17 protein-coding genes and 1 pseudogene are annotated in these 15,573 nt (G+C 61.3%); 10 read left to right on the forward strand and 8 right to left on the reverse strand.

Annotated features, from left to right (window positions below):
• Positions 1–34: 34 nt before the first annotated feature.
• Positions 35–1,819 (forward strand): bacteriocin-associated integral membrane family protein, encoded by a 1,785-nt coding sequence (locus CAFEL_RS03930; protein WP_228496378.1) that lies wholly within the window; start codon positions 35–37, stop codon positions 1,817–1,819.
• On the forward strand, positions 1,806–2,540 hold the full coding sequence (locus CAFEL_RS03935; RefSeq protein WP_016456434.1) for an ATP-binding cassette domain-containing protein: 735 nt from the start codon (positions 1,806–1,808) through the stop codon (positions 2,538–2,540). Before CAFEL_RS03930 ends, CAFEL_RS03935 begins: the two co-directional genes overlap by 14 nt.
• A gap of 133 nt (positions 2,541–2,673) precedes the next feature.
• Here the strand turns inward: CAFEL_RS03935 and CAFEL_RS03940 are convergent.
• Positions 2,674–2,796, reverse strand: a pseudogene (locus CAFEL_RS03940) (IS3-like element IS1206 family transposase); the annotation flags it as partial.
• A 113-nt stretch (positions 2,797–2,909) separates the two neighbouring features.
• Between CAFEL_RS03940 and CAFEL_RS03945 the strand changes: the two are divergent.
• Together CAFEL_RS03945 and erm are read left to right on the forward strand one after the other, a co-directional pair.
• Positions 2,910–3,176 carry a recombinase family protein gene (locus CAFEL_RS03945; protein WP_101687314.1) on the forward strand — a complete coding sequence of 89 codons (267 nt, stop codon included), beginning with the start codon at positions 2,910–2,912 and terminating at the stop codon, positions 3,174–3,176.
• 349 nt (positions 3,177–3,525) lie between these two features.
• Positions 3,526–4,380, forward strand: coding sequence for a 23S ribosomal RNA methyltransferase Erm (erm, locus tag CAFEL_RS03950; RefSeq protein WP_049172293.1), 855 nt, complete (start codon positions 3,526–3,528; stop codon positions 4,378–4,380).
• 70 nt (positions 4,381–4,450) lie between these two features.
• Here erm and CAFEL_RS03955 read toward each other — a convergent pair whose 3' ends face one another.
• On the reverse strand, positions 4,451–4,924 hold the full coding sequence (locus CAFEL_RS03955; protein ID WP_228496377.1) for a type IIL restriction-modification enzyme MmeI: 474 nt from the start codon (positions 4,922–4,924) through the stop codon (positions 4,451–4,453).
• Positions 4,925–5,297: 373 nt separating this feature from the next.
• Here CAFEL_RS03955 and CAFEL_RS03960 point away from each other — a divergent pair, with 373 nt between their 5' ends.
• Entirely contained in the window at positions 5,298–6,272 is a 975-nt protein-coding gene (locus CAFEL_RS03960) for an NAD-dependent epimerase/dehydratase family protein (RefSeq protein WP_005291014.1), read from the forward strand.
• Between the two features lie 538 nt (positions 6,273–6,810).
• Here the strand turns inward: CAFEL_RS03960 and CAFEL_RS03965 are convergent.
• The 3 genes from CAFEL_RS03965 to CAFEL_RS03975 all read right to left on the reverse strand — a co-directional run bounded on the left by CAFEL_RS03965 (position 6,811) and on the right by CAFEL_RS03975 (position 9,626).
• Entirely contained in the window at positions 6,811–8,703 is a 1,893-nt protein-coding gene (locus tag CAFEL_RS03965) for a heavy metal translocating P-type ATPase (protein WP_194560345.1), read from the reverse strand.
• Entirely contained in the window at positions 8,700–9,059 is a 360-nt protein-coding gene (cmtR, locus tag CAFEL_RS03970; RefSeq protein ID WP_194560344.1) for a Cd(II)/Pb(II)-sensing metalloregulatory transcriptional regulator CmtR, read from the reverse strand. Before cmtR ends, CAFEL_RS03965 begins: the two co-directional genes overlap by 4 nt.
• Positions 9,060–9,275: 216 nt before the next feature.
• Positions 9,276–9,626, reverse strand: coding sequence for a VOC family protein (locus CAFEL_RS03975; protein ID WP_181888124.1), 351 nt, complete (start codon positions 9,624–9,626; stop codon positions 9,276–9,278).
• Between the two features lie 332 nt (positions 9,627–9,958).
• On the opposite strand from CAFEL_RS03975, the gene CAFEL_RS03980 reads away from it, so the two are divergent.
• On the forward strand, positions 9,959–10,240 hold the full coding sequence (locus CAFEL_RS03980) for a type II toxin-antitoxin system RelE/ParE family toxin (RefSeq protein WP_005290974.1): 282 nt from the start codon (positions 9,959–9,961) through the stop codon (positions 10,238–10,240).
• A gap of 34 nt (positions 10,241–10,274) precedes the next feature.
• The gene (locus CAFEL_RS03985; protein WP_239306094.1) at positions 10,275–10,535 is read left to right on the forward strand and encodes a HigA family addiction module antitoxin; all 261 of its coding nucleotides are present in this window, start codon (positions 10,275–10,277) and stop codon (positions 10,533–10,535) included.
• A 13-nt stretch (positions 10,536–10,548) separates the two neighbouring features.
• Here CAFEL_RS03985 and CAFEL_RS03990 read toward each other — a convergent pair whose 3' ends face one another.
• The 3 genes from CAFEL_RS03990 to CAFEL_RS04000 all read right to left on the reverse strand — a co-directional run bounded on the left by CAFEL_RS03990 (position 10,549) and on the right by CAFEL_RS04000 (position 12,990).
• Positions 10,549–11,139, reverse strand: coding sequence for a putative glycolipid-binding domain-containing protein (locus tag CAFEL_RS03990; protein ID WP_194560342.1), 591 nt, complete (start codon positions 11,137–11,139; stop codon positions 10,549–10,551).
• A 48-nt stretch (positions 11,140–11,187) separates the two neighbouring features.
• The gene (arfB, locus tag CAFEL_RS03995; RefSeq protein ID WP_181888127.1) at positions 11,188–11,631 is read right to left on the reverse strand and encodes an alternative ribosome rescue aminoacyl-tRNA hydrolase ArfB; all 444 of its coding nucleotides are present in this window, start codon (positions 11,629–11,631) and stop codon (positions 11,188–11,190) included.
• 300 nt (positions 11,632–11,931) lie between these two features.
• Complete coding sequence (locus CAFEL_RS04000; RefSeq protein WP_181888128.1) at positions 11,932–12,990, reverse strand: FUSC family protein; 1,059 nt, start codon at positions 12,988–12,990, stop codon at positions 11,932–11,934.
• Between the two features lie 154 nt (positions 12,991–13,144).
• On the opposite strand from CAFEL_RS04000, the gene CAFEL_RS04005 reads away from it, so the two are divergent.
• The 3 genes from CAFEL_RS04005 to CAFEL_RS04015 are packed head-to-tail and all read left to right on the forward strand — an operon-like array spanning position 13,145 to position 15,569.
• Positions 13,145–13,960 (forward strand): CPBP family intramembrane glutamic endopeptidase, encoded by an 816-nt coding sequence (locus CAFEL_RS04005; protein WP_194560341.1) that lies wholly within the window; start codon positions 13,145–13,147, stop codon positions 13,958–13,960.
• 14 nt (positions 13,961–13,974) lie between these two features.
• Entirely contained in the window at positions 13,975–15,141 is a 1,167-nt protein-coding gene (gene chrA / locus CAFEL_RS04010; RefSeq protein ID WP_290172378.1) for a chromate efflux transporter, read from the forward strand.
• A 5-nt stretch (positions 15,142–15,146) separates the two neighbouring features.
• Entirely contained in the window at positions 15,147–15,569 is a 423-nt protein-coding gene (locus CAFEL_RS04015) for a GNAT family N-acetyltransferase (RefSeq protein ID WP_194560501.1), read from the forward strand.
• Positions 15,570–15,573: the final 4 nt, after the last annotated feature.

Genomic DNA, 15,573 nt, shown 5'->3' on the forward strand with positions numbered 1-15,573 from the left:
CGCACCGACGGTAATCCGTAACTCACTGGTTTCATTGGCCGAGCAGAACGGCTACTCCATCTACCGGCTGACTGGCACCGATGACGCAAGCGGGACTTCCCACGAGGTTTTCATCCCGCTGGAGCAAAATTATCCAGCACCGGAACGCATTCCCCGGCTCAACCGGCCGGATGCCTTGAGCCAAGCGTCCAGTGAGCTTGGGTCGCTGGATTACCACGGTGACTACGTCTTGGTTCCCAAAGCAACGGGTGGCAATGCGAACCACTTCTACGAATCGGCCAGGAATGACGGGCTCAGGCTAAGCGAAAAGACGCAGTTCCTTCACCTCATCCAATCGGTCGTATTCCGCCTGCCCGCGTTGGTGGCGATCCTGTTTCTATTTGTCGTTTCCCTTTTTGCCCTGGTATTTGTTCTTCGGGTTTCCGGTCTTAGATTGGCAGCGCTGCGCACAATAAATGGCGGGCACCGCAGTCAAAAAGGCAATTGGCGGCAATGGGCCTTTGTCATCCTCCCACACCTAGTTCTCATTGGCCTTGCGAGTACATTCCTCGCCCGCCAAGGAAGCTATTCTTTTGCCTTCCTGTTCCTCAGGTTCTACGCCGCCGGGATAGGCTTGGCCCTGGCCACCACCGGTTTGGCCGTAGCCGTCACCGCCCCATTGTTGCGCCGCGCAGTAGCGCTGCTGGGGCAGCGTGCCCCCGCAGAGAAGGCGGCGGGAAAAGCGCTGAAAGTAATTTCGGTCTTTACCTGCGTGACCTTTGTAGCAGCGGGTCTTAGCTCAGCGGCTGCGCTCCGCTCCTACCAGCAGGAATCCGAGGCCCAGCAGACCTGGAAATCTCTCGCGGAGTTTGGAGCCTTGCATTTTTCAGCCAACTTCGACGGCCCTGCTGGCCGCGCGGAAGGAGGCGAGCTCTTGCCGCCCAGTGTGCAGCAGAACTTCCGCGACTTCGCGCTCAGCTGGGAACGGGAGCACGGGGCTGTCCTCAGCCATACTTTGCCGAAAGAAGGTACCGGTGTGCCGGACTCCTGCCCCGTGGCACTTGCTAACCGCCAATGGCACGATCTGCAGGATTATCAGTTCCGTCCCGGAGACGACAACCACTCGGTCGACTATTCCGCAGCCCAAGAGCATTTCGCAGCTTCCGTGGATCTGTGGGCTCAGGAATCCGGCGACCTGCTCCTTAAGTCTGCGCAAATTGGTCCGGTCAGTGCCGATCATGCGGTCGGATTCATTAGTGGAACAATGTCGGGGGAACTGGTTCCCGGCGATTGTTTTTACGTGCTTGAAACGGACGATCTATCCGGCTTCGACGCAGACTTCCTAAGCTCCACAGCTTCGAGTGAAAATTTGCTCTTCGCGGATTTCTCGGAACTGGGTCCAGAACTTACCGCTGCCGGCCTCGAAGGCTACGTGTACCCGGTACGCGCGGCCGATCGCGGTCTGGCCGAACTAGTAGCCAGCACGGCGCTGTTCTGGCTGAATATCCTGAGCGTCCTCGGAGCTTTGCTCGCCACGCTTGCGGCCTTGATAGTCCAGGCGCGCATCCAGCTCCGAGTTCACCGTCGCCTCCTGGTACTCCTCCACAGCGCTGGGCAATCACCGGACAAAACGATGTGGCGACTATTCAAAAGCCAACTGGTCAGCCTGACAGTTGTCGTCATATTGTCCGTCCTGGCTCCGCTACTGCTTCCCAACCCGTTCCTCTACACCTTCACCGCGCTAAGCTGCCTTGTCTTAATCGTCTACCTCGGTTTTGCCCGTCTCAGTATTTCTCAGCACATGTCCGCCTCCCCTAGGAGTCACAATGTCATTGGCTAGCCCCAATCAGTCCCCCACTCTGCCGCCGGAGATTTCCACCTCTCATCTCTGTCTCGCCGCGGAGTCGACTTTTTCTGTGGGGCGCAGCACGCGGATGGTGAAGAAGTCCCTCGTGGAAAATGCAACGTTTTCCCTACCCGGGCCAGGCTTTGTCGCCATCTGTGGAGCCAGCGGTTCCGGAAAGACTTTGCTGCTCAACACCTTGGCCGGGCTCCTGCCGCCGGCGGACGGCCTCCTCCGGATAGACGGTGAGAATGCCTCCGCGTGGAGGATGAAGCGGAGGCGGAGATTCTGGCGAGAACGCGCAGCGATAATCCACCAAGACCACGGAATCATTCCCGAACTAAGCTGCGAAGATAACCTCACCCTCGGACTATCCAGGAAGCAATACTCCAAAGAAGAATTGCTGCACTCCCTCGGCGAAGTCGGTCTTGATGTCCCCTTCGACGGGCCGGCAGCTATTCTCAGCGGAGGCGAGCAGCAGCGGCTGGCGATCGCCCGAGCCCTGCTCCGCGGCGCGGCTTATGTGTTCGCTGACGAGCCGACCGCCTCCCTCGACCCCACTAACCGCGACCAAGTTATCGCGCTCCTGCGGCGAGCTGCGGACGGGGGCGCACTCGTTCTGGCCGCCACGCACGATGCCGCAGTTATTGCTGCCGCTGACAGCACCTTGCGCATCAATGATCGCCAGGTCACAGTCTCCGGCTCTGCGCGGGATTAAATCGCGATGCCCGCGGCCTTGGCCACCTTCCGGTACCCGGCCGCATGGTCCGCGACGCTGGCGTGGGCGTTGAGTCCGCTGGGGTTGTCGAGCACGGGCCTGACCCCCGGAAAGTAGACACGTCGGGGGTTAGCTATGCTGCTTGGGTCAGCGTAGCTGATGTGAGTGCTTCGAAGTCATTGGGGGCTAGAAAGTTGCACCAGGAGTGCCGTCTGCGGGTGTTGTAGCGCATGCACCACCGGAAGACTTCTTGGCGACTGATGTCGAAGTGGTCGAGTTTTAAGTTCAATGTTAGCTAAGGGCCTTATTAAAAGCGTTTGGCAACACGCGCTCCTATTTACCTTCGTATCTCGCGAGACGCTGACGTGGATGGCCTCACCATCGACCGGCAGCGTCAGGACTGTGAAGCCATTGCAAAGCAGCGTGGCTTGGACGTTGGACATAGGGCATAACTACGTCGATCAGTCCATTTCCGCGTCAAAGAAGAATGTGGCTCGCCCCGACTACGACGCCATGGTGGCATCCTTTGAACGCGGCGAAATCGACGCGATCATCTGCTGGGACCTCGAACTACCCGCCCCACGTCGGTGGGTAGTCCGATCAGTCGGACAAAACTACTCCCGCACCACAGCGTAATAAGGGGTGCACCTTAAAAACATCCGGAGGTGGGGGTAACTCCCCCTCGTTGCCCAGAGACAAAATACGCCAGTGGCGTCTGTACGACGAGCCGAAGGTAGGACAAATTCCAATCCAGAGAGGTCTTGCACTGTTGCGGTGCGGTTGTCTTCTTTCTCACCGTATTGGACCCTGCGAAATTAATTGGATACGATAGGCCCATGTTGATTTCAGGTTCCGTTTTCATGCGGCCGCTCACCAGCCGCTAAGGCGGTTTTCTCCCTCCCGCAGGTTAGAAACCGCTCCGGTCCTTTAGCCGGGCGGCCATTTGCCATGCCCGGCTCCGTTTCAACTCCACGGAGCACACCTGATGTCTACATACGGATACGGCCGTCACGAACATGGCCAAAATTTTCTCACAGACCACAAGATCATCAACTCCATCGTCGATCTTGTAAAACAAACCTCCGGCCCCATCATTGAGATCGGGCCAGGAAGCGGTGCCCTCACTCACCCGATATCCCACTTGGGGAGGGCAATAACGGCAGTTGAGGTAGACGCAAAACTAGCTGCCAAACTCACAAAAAAGACCGCCTCGGCGTCGGTCGAAGTGGTCCATGATGATTTCCTCAACTTCCCGTTACCCGCCACTCCCTGCGTCATTGTGGGAAACATTCCCTTTCACCTCACCACTGCCATTCTTCGAAAGCTGTTGCATGCGCCGGCATGGACTGACGCTGTACTCCTCATGCAGTGGGAAGTCGCTCGCCGCCGGGCCGGGGTAGGTGCAAGCACGATGATGACAGCTCAGTGGTCCCCATGGTTCACGTTTCACCTTGGTTCCCGGGTACCAAGGTTTGCTTTCCGGCCACAGCCAAACGTTGACGGGGGGATCTTAGTGATCCGCCGGGTGGGTGACCCGAAGATCCCGATAGAGCAACGCAAAGCCTTTCAGGCGATGGTGCACACCGTTTTCACCGCCCGGGGACGCGGGATAGGGGAAATTCTCCGAAGGGCAGGGTTGTTTTCATCACGTTCAGAGACACAATCATGGTTGCGCTCGCGAGGAATCGACCCCGCAACCCTACCTCCCAGATTGCACACCAGCGACTGGATCGATCTCTTCCAGGTGACTGGTTCCTCTTCACCGCGCCATCGGCCCATTTCACAATCGGGAAGTAGTCAACGCCCTCCTCAACGGAAAAATCGAGGCCGGCGGCGGTAATCCCCCCACCACCAAAACCGAAATCCACCAGTAGTAGTGAACGACCCATGTTCGTCTACCGTGAGCCGCGTTATGGCAGTGACGTGTTCTCGTCGGGCACAGTCATAGTTCCCGGCGTTGCCAGCGACAGGGTTCTACACCCAGCAGCGGGACCGATCAAAATCACCCGCACGGGGAACGACCCTGCTGGTGGTTTCGATTTTGATGAAAGCGAGGAGACATAGCCCCTCGCCAACTCCCCGTAGCTGGCGAACAGTAGCTCCTGGCGCTGGCGCTCGTTGGTGAGTTTGCGTGCCACATCGAAAGCCTTATCGACTTCCCGGTCCAAGTTGTTGTGAGCCTTGAGCAGAATTGGGTCCATCGATAACGGGTTGTAGTGCTCCGCGAGTGACCGCTGGGGGTGCCGCTCGCGTGCCCGCAGCACCAACTGTCCAGCGTCGATGATTCGCTGCTGCGCCTTCTCATCTAGTTCACACAGAGCTGGTCCGCAGTTGTAGCTCCCGATGTACTCCGAAAACGGAAAAAATAAATAGTGGGGATACATCAACCTTCCACTTTCCATTCTTCCGGCTCAGAGTATTGAGGGGTCTGGGACCGTGTCCGTAAACCCTTTATGTTTTTCGCGCACAGCGGTTTTTAGCGACGCACCCTATAGGTTTTCCGCAGAACTTATATGTGTTTCTGTGCACCCCATATGTTGTCTGTTTTAGCGGTATTTCGTTGTTAATTCCGCACGCGCGCATCAAATGGTTATTTATCGACGACACTCCGTGGAATTTAAGTTCAATGTGTAGGTTAGCCGAATAAGAAGCTCTGGCAGATGGTGGGGTAATCCTGCTCTGACATCTTATTCCAGCTTGGATGCGCTGGGATTAGGACTGGTCACGTGTGAGAAGGTTTCGTGTACAACTAGGGATATGAACTTTTTGTTGCTCGGTGGTACCGGTTTCCTTGGAGGGCACATTGCGTTTGCAGCAGTCGAGCGAGGACATCAAGTTACTTGCCTCGCGCGGGGTAACGGGAAGGTTCCCAACGGAACCGAATTTGTGAGTTCAGACCGTGACCGTGACGGTGCGTACGATGAGGTTGCGGGGAAAACTTGGGACACCATTGTGGATCTGACGAGTCAGCCGAAGCATGCGCGGGATGCGGCGGCGAAACTCCAGGCCAAGCATCGTATATTTGTGTCTTCGAGCAGCGTATATGAGGATCAGGGAAGTATTTCTTCCGAGTCTGATTCTGTAGTCGCTCCGCTTGAAATTGACTACATGGAGAACATGGGGCAGTACCCAGCCGCAAAGTCTGCTTGCGAAACGACTTATCGAAGCACAAATCGGTCGGTAATGGTAGTTCGACCCGGTCTGATCGCCGGCTACGGCGACGAAACAGGGCGCAGTGGTTACTATCCGTGGCGCTTCGCGCATCCCACGGGTGAGAACGTGATCGTCCCAGACCCGGCGTTTCCCGTCGCTATGATCGATGTGAAAGACCTTGCAGGCTGGATAGTTGAGTCCGCAGAAGTCGGGACTTTCGGAACCTTTAATGCTACGGGGTTTGCTACTTCCTTGTCCGATGTGTTCAAGATTTCGCGGGAGTTAACCGCATCGGAGTCTACGGAGCGACCTTGCTCTGATGAACTGCTTCTCGCTAATGATGTAACCCCGTGGATGGGCCCAAAATCGTTGCCGTTGTGGGTACCAGGTGAACAGTTTCGCAACATCGCGCTACTCGATTGCACCGCAGCCTACGAAGCGGGCCTGCGGATTCGCCCGTTGAAAGAAACATTGGCGGATGCGCTGCGATTCGAAGAGGAACAACACGGTGAAAGACTTGCCGGGCTCAGCGATGAAGAAGAAGTCGTGCTTCGCCAGCGGTTAGAAGATGGTATTTAGTTTCGGCACCAACAGTTCTAGCTGCAGCCAGGACCGTGCTCAGTTGGTTTTCGTTCCGCGACTGACTGTGAGAATGAGTCCGAATCTGGCGTGAGGGCAACTTCGGCGGTGCCAGCTCTTCGTGACGGGGAGCGATCTAGCCTGCGGAGGTTGCCTTTCCGAGCAGAAAACGCCTTGCGGCACACTTTTCAGGTTTCTCGAATCGCTTACAACTGAGTGAGGTAGCCTTCTTTCGCCACTCCGTTGAATTCAAATTTAATGTGTAACGCGGAGCGTTAATGACGTTTCGCGTTATTGGGGGGGGAGGTTGAAGAGCGCTGTCTCTAACTCCGGTTTTCGTTCGGCCTCGGTCCATTCCGCTACCTCGTGTGTAGAATCTGCAAGCGGTATCGGGCCGTTGAACTATTAGGTTCACCCACAGTTCCCGTGCCTGCACGCATCGAGAAGGACCAGGTGGTGAACTCGAATGACTCGCCTGGTCCAACGTGTGTGCGCTCGGCGCGTGGTTTAACTCTTATAAGACTTGCCGGTCACAGCCTCAGCGTTTCGCTCGTGCAGCCCGCAGGCCGTTCAAGATCACGATGACTTCAGCGACTTCGTGAACCAACACGACGGCGGCCAGGCCCAGCACACCGCTGATCGCCAGTGGCATCAACACGATGATGATGGCCAGAGACAGCACGATGTTCTGGTTGATGATCCTGCTGCCTCGGCGGGCGTGCTGCAGCGCCTGCGGGATCAGCCGGAGGTCGTGGCCGGTGAAGGCGACGTCAGCGGACTCGATCGCGGCGTCAGAGCCGGTTGCTCCCATCGCTATGCCCACCGTCGCGCCCGCCAGTGCCGGCGCGTCGTTGATGCCGTCGCCGATCATCGCCGTCGGCGTCTTGGAGGAAAATTCGGCGACGATGCTTGCCTTGTCCTCAGGGCGCAGCTCGGCGCGCACGTCGTCGATTCCGGCGATTTCAGCCAGCGCCCGGGCGGTGCGAGTGTTGTCGCCGGTGAGCATGCTCACTTCCACATCGTTGGCGCGCAGGGTCTGCACGGCTTCGGGCACCTCGGGTCGCAGCTCGTCGCGGACACCGATCGCTCCGGCGAGAGCGTCATCGACGGTGACTAGGACGCAGGTCTGGCCTTCGGACTCCATGCGCTCAACGTCTGCCTTCAGTGGCCCGGCGTCGATCCACCGGGGGCTGCCCACCAGCACCCGTCGGCCTTCGACGGTGCCGCTGATGCCGTGCCCGGCTTCCTCGCTGATGTCCTGGGCGGCGGGCGCTTCGGGCCCCGCTGCCGCGATCGCCGCGGCGAGGGGGTGCGTCGATTGCTGCTCAACTGCCGCCGCGAAAGTAAGCACCTGCGCCCGATCAAACCTGTCTGCCGGGACCACGCCGGTAACCTCGGGCTGGTTGCGGGTGAGGGTTCCGGTCTTGTCCACCGCCAGGTGACGGATGCCGCCGAGCCGCTCGAACGCCGCGCCAGACTTGATGACCACGCCGAACTGGCTGGCCGCGCCGATCGCGGCCACGACCGTCAGCGGCACGGAGATTGCCAGCGCGCACGGCGACGCTGCGACCAGAACCACCAACGCACGGGTGATCCACGTCTCGGGGTCGCCCAGCAGCGAGCCGATCACGCCGACTAGCACCGCCAGGATCATCACCCCGGGCACTAGGGGTTGGGCAATCCGGTCGGCGATCCGGGCGCGGTCGCCCTTTTCCGCCTGCGCCTGCTCGACCAGGTCCACGAGTGTGGTCAGCGAGTTGTCCGTTCCAGCTGCGGTCGTCTCGACTTCCAGCACACCGGCGGAGTTGATCGCTCCCGCGGGCACCTCGTCGCCGGGCGCAACCTCCTCCGGAATGGATTCTCCGGTGATCGCTGAGGTGTCAAGGCTGGAGCGCCCAGACCGAATGATGCCGTCCGTGGCGATCCGCTCTCCGGGGCGCACGAGCATAAGCTCGCCAGCCGCGAGGTCCTTCGCTGCGACCTCGACCGCCGTGCCGTCGCGCAGCACCGTCGCGGTCTGCGGTACCAACTTCAACAGTGCCCGCAGTCCGCCCTGCGCCCGGTCCATCGCCTTGTCTTCCAGCGCCTCGGCGATCGAGTACAGGAACGCTAGCGCCGCGGCCTCTCCGACGTAACCGAGGATTACCGCGCCGACCGCGCTGATGGTCATCAGCAAACCAATGCCGAGCTTGCGCTTCGTGACAAGGTTTCGGATCGCGTCGGGCGCGAACGTATACGCCCCTAGCAGCAGGCCGCCCCAGAACAGTACTGTCGCGGGTGTCTCTAGCCCGGACCAGCCCAGCGCCAGGCCTATGCAGAGGGCTACGCCGGAGAAGATCGGCAGTAGCAACTCGGGGTCCTTCCACCATGGCCGATCGAGTTCTTCGATCTCCGTGGCGGGTTCGTGTTCGCATCCACACGCCGAACTCATGCGTCCGCTCCCTTCTCGCCGCAGCCGGGCACCGAGCACTCAGGGTCGATGCACGGGGCGTTTTCGTCGACAGCCAACGTCGCGTTCACCAGCGCGTTGAGCGCTGCCGCGAGGTGCGGATCGGCGATTTCGTAGCGTGTCTTTCGGCCCTCCGGCTCGGCAACGACGATGCCGCAGTCACGCAGGCAGGTCAGGTGGTTCGAGACGTTTGAGCGGGTCAGGCCCAGGTCGCGCGAAAGTACGGCCGGGTAGCTCGGGCCGTCGAGTAGTGTCATCAGGATTCTGGAACGCGTCGGATCCGCCATGGCCCGGCCGAGCCGGTTCATGACGTCGAGGCGTGAAGCAATAGTCAGCATGTGCTGAACAATACATCGTGTGCTGAACTATTCAAAGTGTGCTGAACTGACAGTTACGCGAAGGTCCTGCGACCTGCAAGAATTAGTCGATGGGATAGCAGATGACTGATCCTTTGTGGTTCGGCTGCCACCCAACGCGGGAGCGACGTGGGTGGCGAGGTTCTCGAGAAAGTTACTTTGCAACTACATACCGTGGAGTTCAAGTTCAATGTGTAACTAGGCCTCGGGGCTGCCCACGCAGAACTCGTTGCCTTCCGGATCCTGCATCACGGTCCATACGAGTCCTGGCGCCTCGTGGGTGGTGAGTTCGGTAGCGCCCAAGTCTGTGAGGCGCTCCACTAAGGTTTCGCGTTCCGCCCCGCCAACGTCGATATGCATGCGGTTCTTGCCAGGCGTGGGATCCTCGACGCGCTGAAACCCTAGCGCTGGAGTCGAATCAACCATCACGAAATCGCCGTAATCCGCGGCGATTTCGCAGCCGGCTGCGGCTGACCAGAACTCGGCGAGCCTAGACGGATCGTGACAGTCGAAGGTAATTTGCCGGATAGTGAGGTTCGGGTCGCTCATGAGCATCATTATGGGGGCGGGGCTTAGAAAGTGCAGCCTGGTCTCCAGGCGGGGACTCAGCCTTCCGGCGTAGTGGAGCGTTTTGAATCGCGAGGGTCACTCCCGCGAGAGCGTAAGAACTCGATCTCGTAGCCATTTTCGGCTTCGGTGACCCAAGCATCAACCTGATCTTCACTGATCGGCTTCCCGTTTATTGTCTTCACGGTAATCACCGTAATGCGGAGCTTGCGACGGTGTGGTTGCGTAAAGTGGGTGTGCATTTGCATTCGGGTGAGCACAAACTTAACGTTGTGCGTTATTGACGCTTCGCGTTATGGGGGATAGGGTGAGACATGATCCAGTCGTTCGCTGACAAGGACACTGAGCGTCTGTGGAATCGAGAGCGGGTTCGCTCGATCGATTCCCGCATTCACTCAGTAGCGCTGCGCAAGCTTCGCCAGCTTGGGTACGCGCAGACGCTTGATGAGTTACGGATTCCCCCGGGGAACCGGCTCGAGGCGTTGAAAGGTGACCGGCGGGGTCAGTTCAGCATTCGAATCAACGACCAGTGGCGGATCTGTTTTCGGTGGTCCGCCGCGGGGCCAGAGGAGGTTGAGATCGTTGACTACCACTGACAAGCTCCCTCCGGTTCATCCGGGTGAGATCCTTATGGAGGACTTTCTCAAGGAAATGGAGATCACCCAGCACAAGCTGGCCGTCTCCATCGGCGTTCCGCCCCGCCGGATCAACGAAATTGTTCACGGTAAGCGCGCTGTAACGGCTGACACGGCCCTTCGTCTAGCGAAGTTTTTCGAGATGAGCCCCCAATTCTGGCTCGGGTTACAGGCCCAGTACGACCTGGATGTGGCAGAAGACAAAATCCTGGCGGAAATCGAACGGATTCAGCCGTTCCAGGCTGCCTCGGCGTAGCAGGTCAGCGACTCTAAATGCGTCGAGCCATGTCGGGGTAGTAGACGACAACCCCATCTTCGTCTACTTCGAGCTCTACATCGACTCCTCGTGTTCCGCTTGCGTAGCGAACTTTGTGTGAGTCGATTGAACTGTAGTACTGATCCGAGGCGATCACCTGGAGGGAAGGCATATCAATCCAGGCCATGATGAGCGGAGTCTTGGAGACATCTTCTTCGAGCAACCCGAGGCGCCGGATGGGCATCGTGTTTGTCAATGGGCATAGTCCGAGATCACAGTCCAGTGCAGTTTCAAGATCAGCTGGTTGCACAATGCCAGGGGATGGGAGACCGTTCGGCTGGGTACCCGATTCTTTAGTAGTCGATGTCCACTCGCCATCTTTGGTCCGTGTGAGCTCAAGGTGGCGCTCCCAACCGTCGCCCACGACGTTGACCTCCACGTTTTGGGTTACCCAGTTCTCTACAGCACTCAGTTCCCAGGTGGCTTCGTACCCTTCCCCGACCTGGGTACCGCTAGCCGTCAAGCCAGTTCGGTGAAACTGCACTCGGGCCTCGTTCTGGATTGAGGGGTTGTTTACGTGCTGCCATGTGTAAGTCTGTTCCATGCGCCGAAGCCTACTGGCCCAGGGAGCTTGTGGTCGATGGCGACAGCTCTAGGGAATCTGAGGTCGCTTCCTTGTGGACTTCAGCTCCGAGCGACGCATCTTCGCTTCTCGACGGCGCCGCACCGAGCCCCTGGTCGGCTTCGTCTTCCGGCGCGGAGGAGGCGGCGGGGCGAGCGCCTCGCGCAGCAGGGCGGCCAAACGCTCGCGCGCCTCGGCGCGGTTGCGGATCTGCGACCGTTGGTTCGACGCGGCCACGGTGAGGACGGTGCCGTCCAGGCGGTGTCCGAGGTTGCGCAAGATGCGGCGGCGTTGGGCGTCGGAAAGCGATGCGCACGCCGCGACATCGAGGGAGAGCTGCACCTTGCTGTCGGTGGTGTTGACGCCCTGGCCGCCCGGGCCCGACGACTTGGCGAACCGCTCCGTCAGGTCGACGGCGGCTATGACCACGCCGCCGGGGATCCCCGGGCCGGGAGCGATGGTCAGGTCCTTCATGCCGCCCACCCTACGTTTTCGCCTCCTGTGTCAACAGCTTCCGATTCTTTAGCACCCCAACTCGCGACAAATCTCGTCCGTAGTGAACCTCTCACCGGAGTCGAACTCGAGAGCACCACGAAGTTCGTCAACATTTTGGAGGTCTTCGACTTTTTCCATGATGGCTGCCGTTCGCGCAGGCGCCGTGGGGCGCGCACTTCGGTGTCGTCGAGGACAAGTTCGGACTCGCCTGGAACATCACTACTGGCGACGGAAGGTAGGTCGCGGGGTGGGGCGGAGCGCCGTCGAGAAGCAAGTGCGCTACCGTCCCGGCAACACCACGGTGGGGTACTTGCGCACGTAGCCCACCGCGATGATGACAAGCGCCGCGATCGCACCGATGACAGTTTCCGCGGTACGGGCGAGCAGCATCGGCGCGACGGGGGCGGCGTCGACGACCTGAATCATGAGCAGCGCCGTCGGGGTGATAAACGTCGCCGCGATGGTGTAGTTGCGGGTCACGTACATCTCGGTGAGGTACTGCAAAATTACAATCCACACGACGATCTGCCAGCCCTGCATCGGGTGTGACAGCAGGAAACCGGCGGCCGCGATGCCGGTCAGGGTGCCCAGCACGCGCTCGATCGCCCGGTAGTACTGCACCTTGAACCGGGAGTTCACCAGCGGCGCAACCGCGGCGACCATCGCCCAGTAGGAATGCGATAGCGGGTCGAAGATCGTCACCGAAATCAGGCCCAGCACGCCGGCGAGCAGCGGGGCGAAAAAGAAGCGGCGCGCCTCGACGCGCAGGCGCCGCCAGGGAACACGGCCCGCGTCGGGGGCGCGGGAGGGGTGCTCGGTTTCCTTCGCGTCGCCGCCCGGGCCCTCGCCGATGAGGTGGGACAGCTGCCCCAGCGCAACGCACAACAACGCTGCGCTACCGGCGATGGCGAAGGCGAGCGCCGGGTGGACCGGGTTGTTGAGGGAGCCGACCGCGGCGACAGAAAACACCACGAACACGGAACCGGTCGGCTTCATGTCGTTCGCCAGCGCCACCGTCGCCCACGCCGAGGACACCAGGGCGGTGGCGGCGATGAGCAGCCAGGGACTCAAATCCAACCACGCAATCGTCGCGCCGAGAGTAACCGACAGCGTTAAGGCGGAACCCGCGAGGATGTGATGCTTCAGCCGCACCTGGCGTGTGGCGTGGCGCCCGTAGACCCCGGTGAACGCGCCGAAATTCGCGTAGATAGCAAGGTCCAGCCGGCCGAGCGCAAGCAGGGTAAACATCGCGGCCGCAACGCCGAGCGCGACGCGGAACGCCGGGATGTGGTCGCGCCGCGCAGGGCCCATCTCAAACAGCGGGCTGAAGTGGTGCAACCGTGGACCTCCCAAACGCGTTCGTGAATTTTTCCGGCGGAGAGTCTAGCGCGGTGGGCGCGGCGACGCGGACTCGTGCCTCTGCACATATCAACCGCGAGGCATACCATGGCCCAGTTAGCCCACACGCAACAAAGACAAGGAGCATGCCGCAGTGTCCCGCACCGGGAATTTCTTTTTCGCCGCCCGCAATCAACCGAACTACGCGTGGTGGAGGCCCCTCGGCGAAATCCTCGCGGTGGCCGTCCTCGCTGTGCTGTTTACGGGAGTGCTCGACCTGTCGTTGGAAGCTGCGGGCGTGGACACCTCCAGCGGCGCGGCCGACAAGTACTTCGGCTACGGGTCGGTGATTGTGGAGATCCTCGCGGTGCTTGTCGCCGTCCGCTTCATCGGGCGCCGGCCGGCCGCGTCGGTGTTCACCGGGCAGCCGGGCACGAAGCCGTGGGTGCCCTTTGCGGCTTTCGCGGTGGCCCTGGTGGTTATCTCTGTGGTCATGTCGCTGGTGGGCGTGTACGGATACGGCGCGTCGTGGGGTCAGGTGGTCGGCAACATCGGCGCCGACTTCCCGGTTGAGCTGGTCGCGCTGCTGTTCGCCGCGCTCGCCGAGGAGATGACGTTCCGCGGCGTGTTCCTCCAGGCGTTCACCGCGTGGACCCGGAACCCGGTGATCGGCGCGCTGCTCGCTGCGGTCCCGTTCGTCCTCGTGCACCCGCAGGCGTACGGCTCCCCGGTCGGCATCGCGCACTACGTCGCCGACGCGCTGCTGTTTACCCTGCTGGTGTGGGTGTTCAACGGGATCTGGGTGGCGGTGGCCGTGCACCTGGCCTGGAATACGTTCGGCACGGTCCAGGACCTTGGATTGCCCACCTCGGCCGCGGCCACCGCAGCGAGCTTCGTCGCCATGGCGGCCGCGACTGCACTGGTCATAGCTCTCTTCCGGCGAAAGGCGTCGGCGCAGCCCGCCGCGTAGCCGCCTCCGCTACCATCGCGCTTGTGTTGGAAGTGCTACGCATATTCACCCGCCTCGGCCTGACATCCTTCGGCGGGCCGACGGCGCATTTGGGGTACTTCCGGGACGAGTTCGTGGAGAAGCGAAAGTGGCTCAGCGACGACGAATACGCCGACCTCGTCGCCCTGTGCCAGTTCATGCCGGGGCCCGCATCGAGCCAGGTCGGCATGGCAATCGGCCTCAAGCGCGCGGGCTACGGCGGCATGCTCGCGGCGTTTTTGGGCTTCACGCTGCCGAGTGTGGTCCTCATGGTCGCGTTCGCGCTCGGCGTGACGCGCCTCGGCGACATCTCGCACGCAGGCTGGCTCGCGGGGCTCAAGGCGGCGGCGGTCGCGGTCGTCGCGCAGGCGGTGATGGGGATGGCCAAAAGCATCGTCACGGACCGGTTGCGCGCGGCCGTCGCGCTCGCCGCCTTCCTCATCGTCCTGCTCGTCCCACACCCGGCGGCCCAGGTCGGCGCGATCGTTGCGGGCATGCTCGTGGCCAGCTTCGCACTTTCGCCTATCGACGCCCTTCCGGCCCCCAACCGCACCTCCACCGCCAGCCGCACCGTAGGGATTGTCAGCTTGGGAGTGTTCGCGGCCCTGCTCGCGCTGCTTCCGCTGGCTGGGCGCATGGGCACGAGCTGGGGGATGTTCGACAGCTTCTACCGCTCCGGCGCCCTCGTCTTCGGCGGCGGACACGTGGTGCTGCCGCTGTTGGAGCAGGCCACGGTGCCCACCGGCCTGGCGGACCACGACACCTTCCTCGCCGGCTACGGCGCCGCCCAGGCGGTGCCCGGCCCGCTGTTCACCTTCGCCTCGTTCCTGGGCGCCTCGGCCCAGGGCGTGCACTGGCTGTGGGGCGCGACCCTGGCCACGGTGGCGATCTTCCTGCCTGCGGCGCTCTTGGTCGTCGGGATCATGCCGTTCTGGGACCGGCTGCGCGCCAACCCGCGCGCGGCCGCAGCCCTCGCCGGCGCGAATGCGGCCGTGGTGGGCATCCTCGCCGCGGCGCTGTACACCCCGGTGTTCACCTCCGGCATCCATGGGCCGGCCACGATGGCGGTGGCGGCCGCGGCGTTCGTGGCGCTGAAAAACTTCAAGGCCCCGGCCTGGGCGGTGGTCATCGGCGCCGCGGCGGTTGGGCAGGTGGTGTTGTGATTCGGATGGCGACGGTGGGGGAGGCGGAGCTCGTCGCAAAGCTGTTGCACGATTTCAACACCGAGTTCGACACCCCGGTGCCCGACAACTTAGAACGCAGGTTCGCGCAGCTCATCGCCCGCGACGACGTGATCGTGGTGCTGGCGGGCGAGGTCGGGTTCGCGTATTTAACGCTGCGGCCAAGCCCGTACTACGACGGCCCGGTGGCGATGCTGGAGGAGCTCTACGTCGCCCCGGCGCACCGCGGCCGCGGGCTGGGCACGCAGATGATGGCGCGGGTGCTGTCTGAGTTCGAAGCGCGAGGGGCGGGCGAGATGCAGATCAACGTCGACGAGGTCGACGCGGGCGCTCGCCGGTTCTACGAGCGGCACGGCTTCACCAACATCGAGGCTGGATCAAGGATGCTGCTGTATATCCGGGAGCTGTAGCGTA

It is taken from the genome of Corynebacterium afermentans subsp. lipophilum (assembly GCF_030408375.1).
GTDB lineage: Bacteria > Actinomycetota > Actinomycetes > Mycobacteriales > Mycobacteriaceae > Corynebacterium > Corynebacterium lipophilum.

Excerpts from the sequence above, each read along its gene's own strand:
- CAFEL_RS03965 (WP_194560345.1), bottom strand. The coding sequence starts at position 8,703 with ATGAGTTCGGCGTGTGGATGCGAACACGAACCCGCCACGGAGATCGAA.
- CAFEL_RS03975 (WP_181888124.1), bottom strand. The coding sequence starts at position 9,626 with ATGAGCGACCCGAACCTCACTATCCGGCAAATTACCTTCGACTGTCAC.
- CAFEL_RS04015 (WP_194560501.1), top strand. The coding sequence starts at position 15,147 with ATGGCGACGGTGGGGGAGGCGGAGCTCGTCGCAAAGCTGTTGCACGAT.
- cmtR (WP_194560344.1), bottom strand. The coding sequence starts at position 9,059 with ATGCTGACTATTGCTTCACGCCTCGACGTCATGAACCGGCTCGGCCGG.
- CAFEL_RS03980 (WP_005290974.1), top strand. The coding sequence starts at position 9,959 with ATGATCCAGTCGTTCGCTGACAAGGACACTGAGCGTCTGTGGAATCGA.
- CAFEL_RS03955 (WP_228496377.1), bottom strand. The coding sequence starts at position 4,924 with ATGTATCCCCACTATTTATTTTTTCCGTTTTCGGAGTACATCGGGAGC.
- arfB (WP_181888127.1), bottom strand. The coding sequence starts at position 11,631 with ATGAAGGACCTGACCATCGCTCCCGGCCCGGGGATCCCCGGCGGCGTG.
- CAFEL_RS03960 (WP_005291014.1), top strand. The coding sequence starts at position 5,298 with ATGAACTTTTTGTTGCTCGGTGGTACCGGTTTCCTTGGAGGGCACATT.
- erm (WP_049172293.1), top strand. The coding sequence starts at position 3,526 with ATGTCTACATACGGATACGGCCGTCACGAACATGGCCAAAATTTTCTC.
- CAFEL_RS03945 (WP_101687314.1), top strand. The coding sequence starts at position 2,910 with ATGGCCTCACCATCGACCGGCAGCGTCAGGACTGTGAAGCCATTGCAA.
- CAFEL_RS03990 (WP_194560342.1), bottom strand. The coding sequence starts at position 11,139 with ATGGAACAGACTTACACATGGCAGCACGTAAACAACCCCTCAATCCAG.
- CAFEL_RS03935 (WP_016456434.1), top strand. The coding sequence starts at position 1,806 with ATGTCATTGGCTAGCCCCAATCAGTCCCCCACTCTGCCGCCGGAGATT.
- CAFEL_RS03985 (WP_239306094.1), top strand. The coding sequence starts at position 10,275 with ATGGAGGACTTTCTCAAGGAAATGGAGATCACCCAGCACAAGCTGGCC.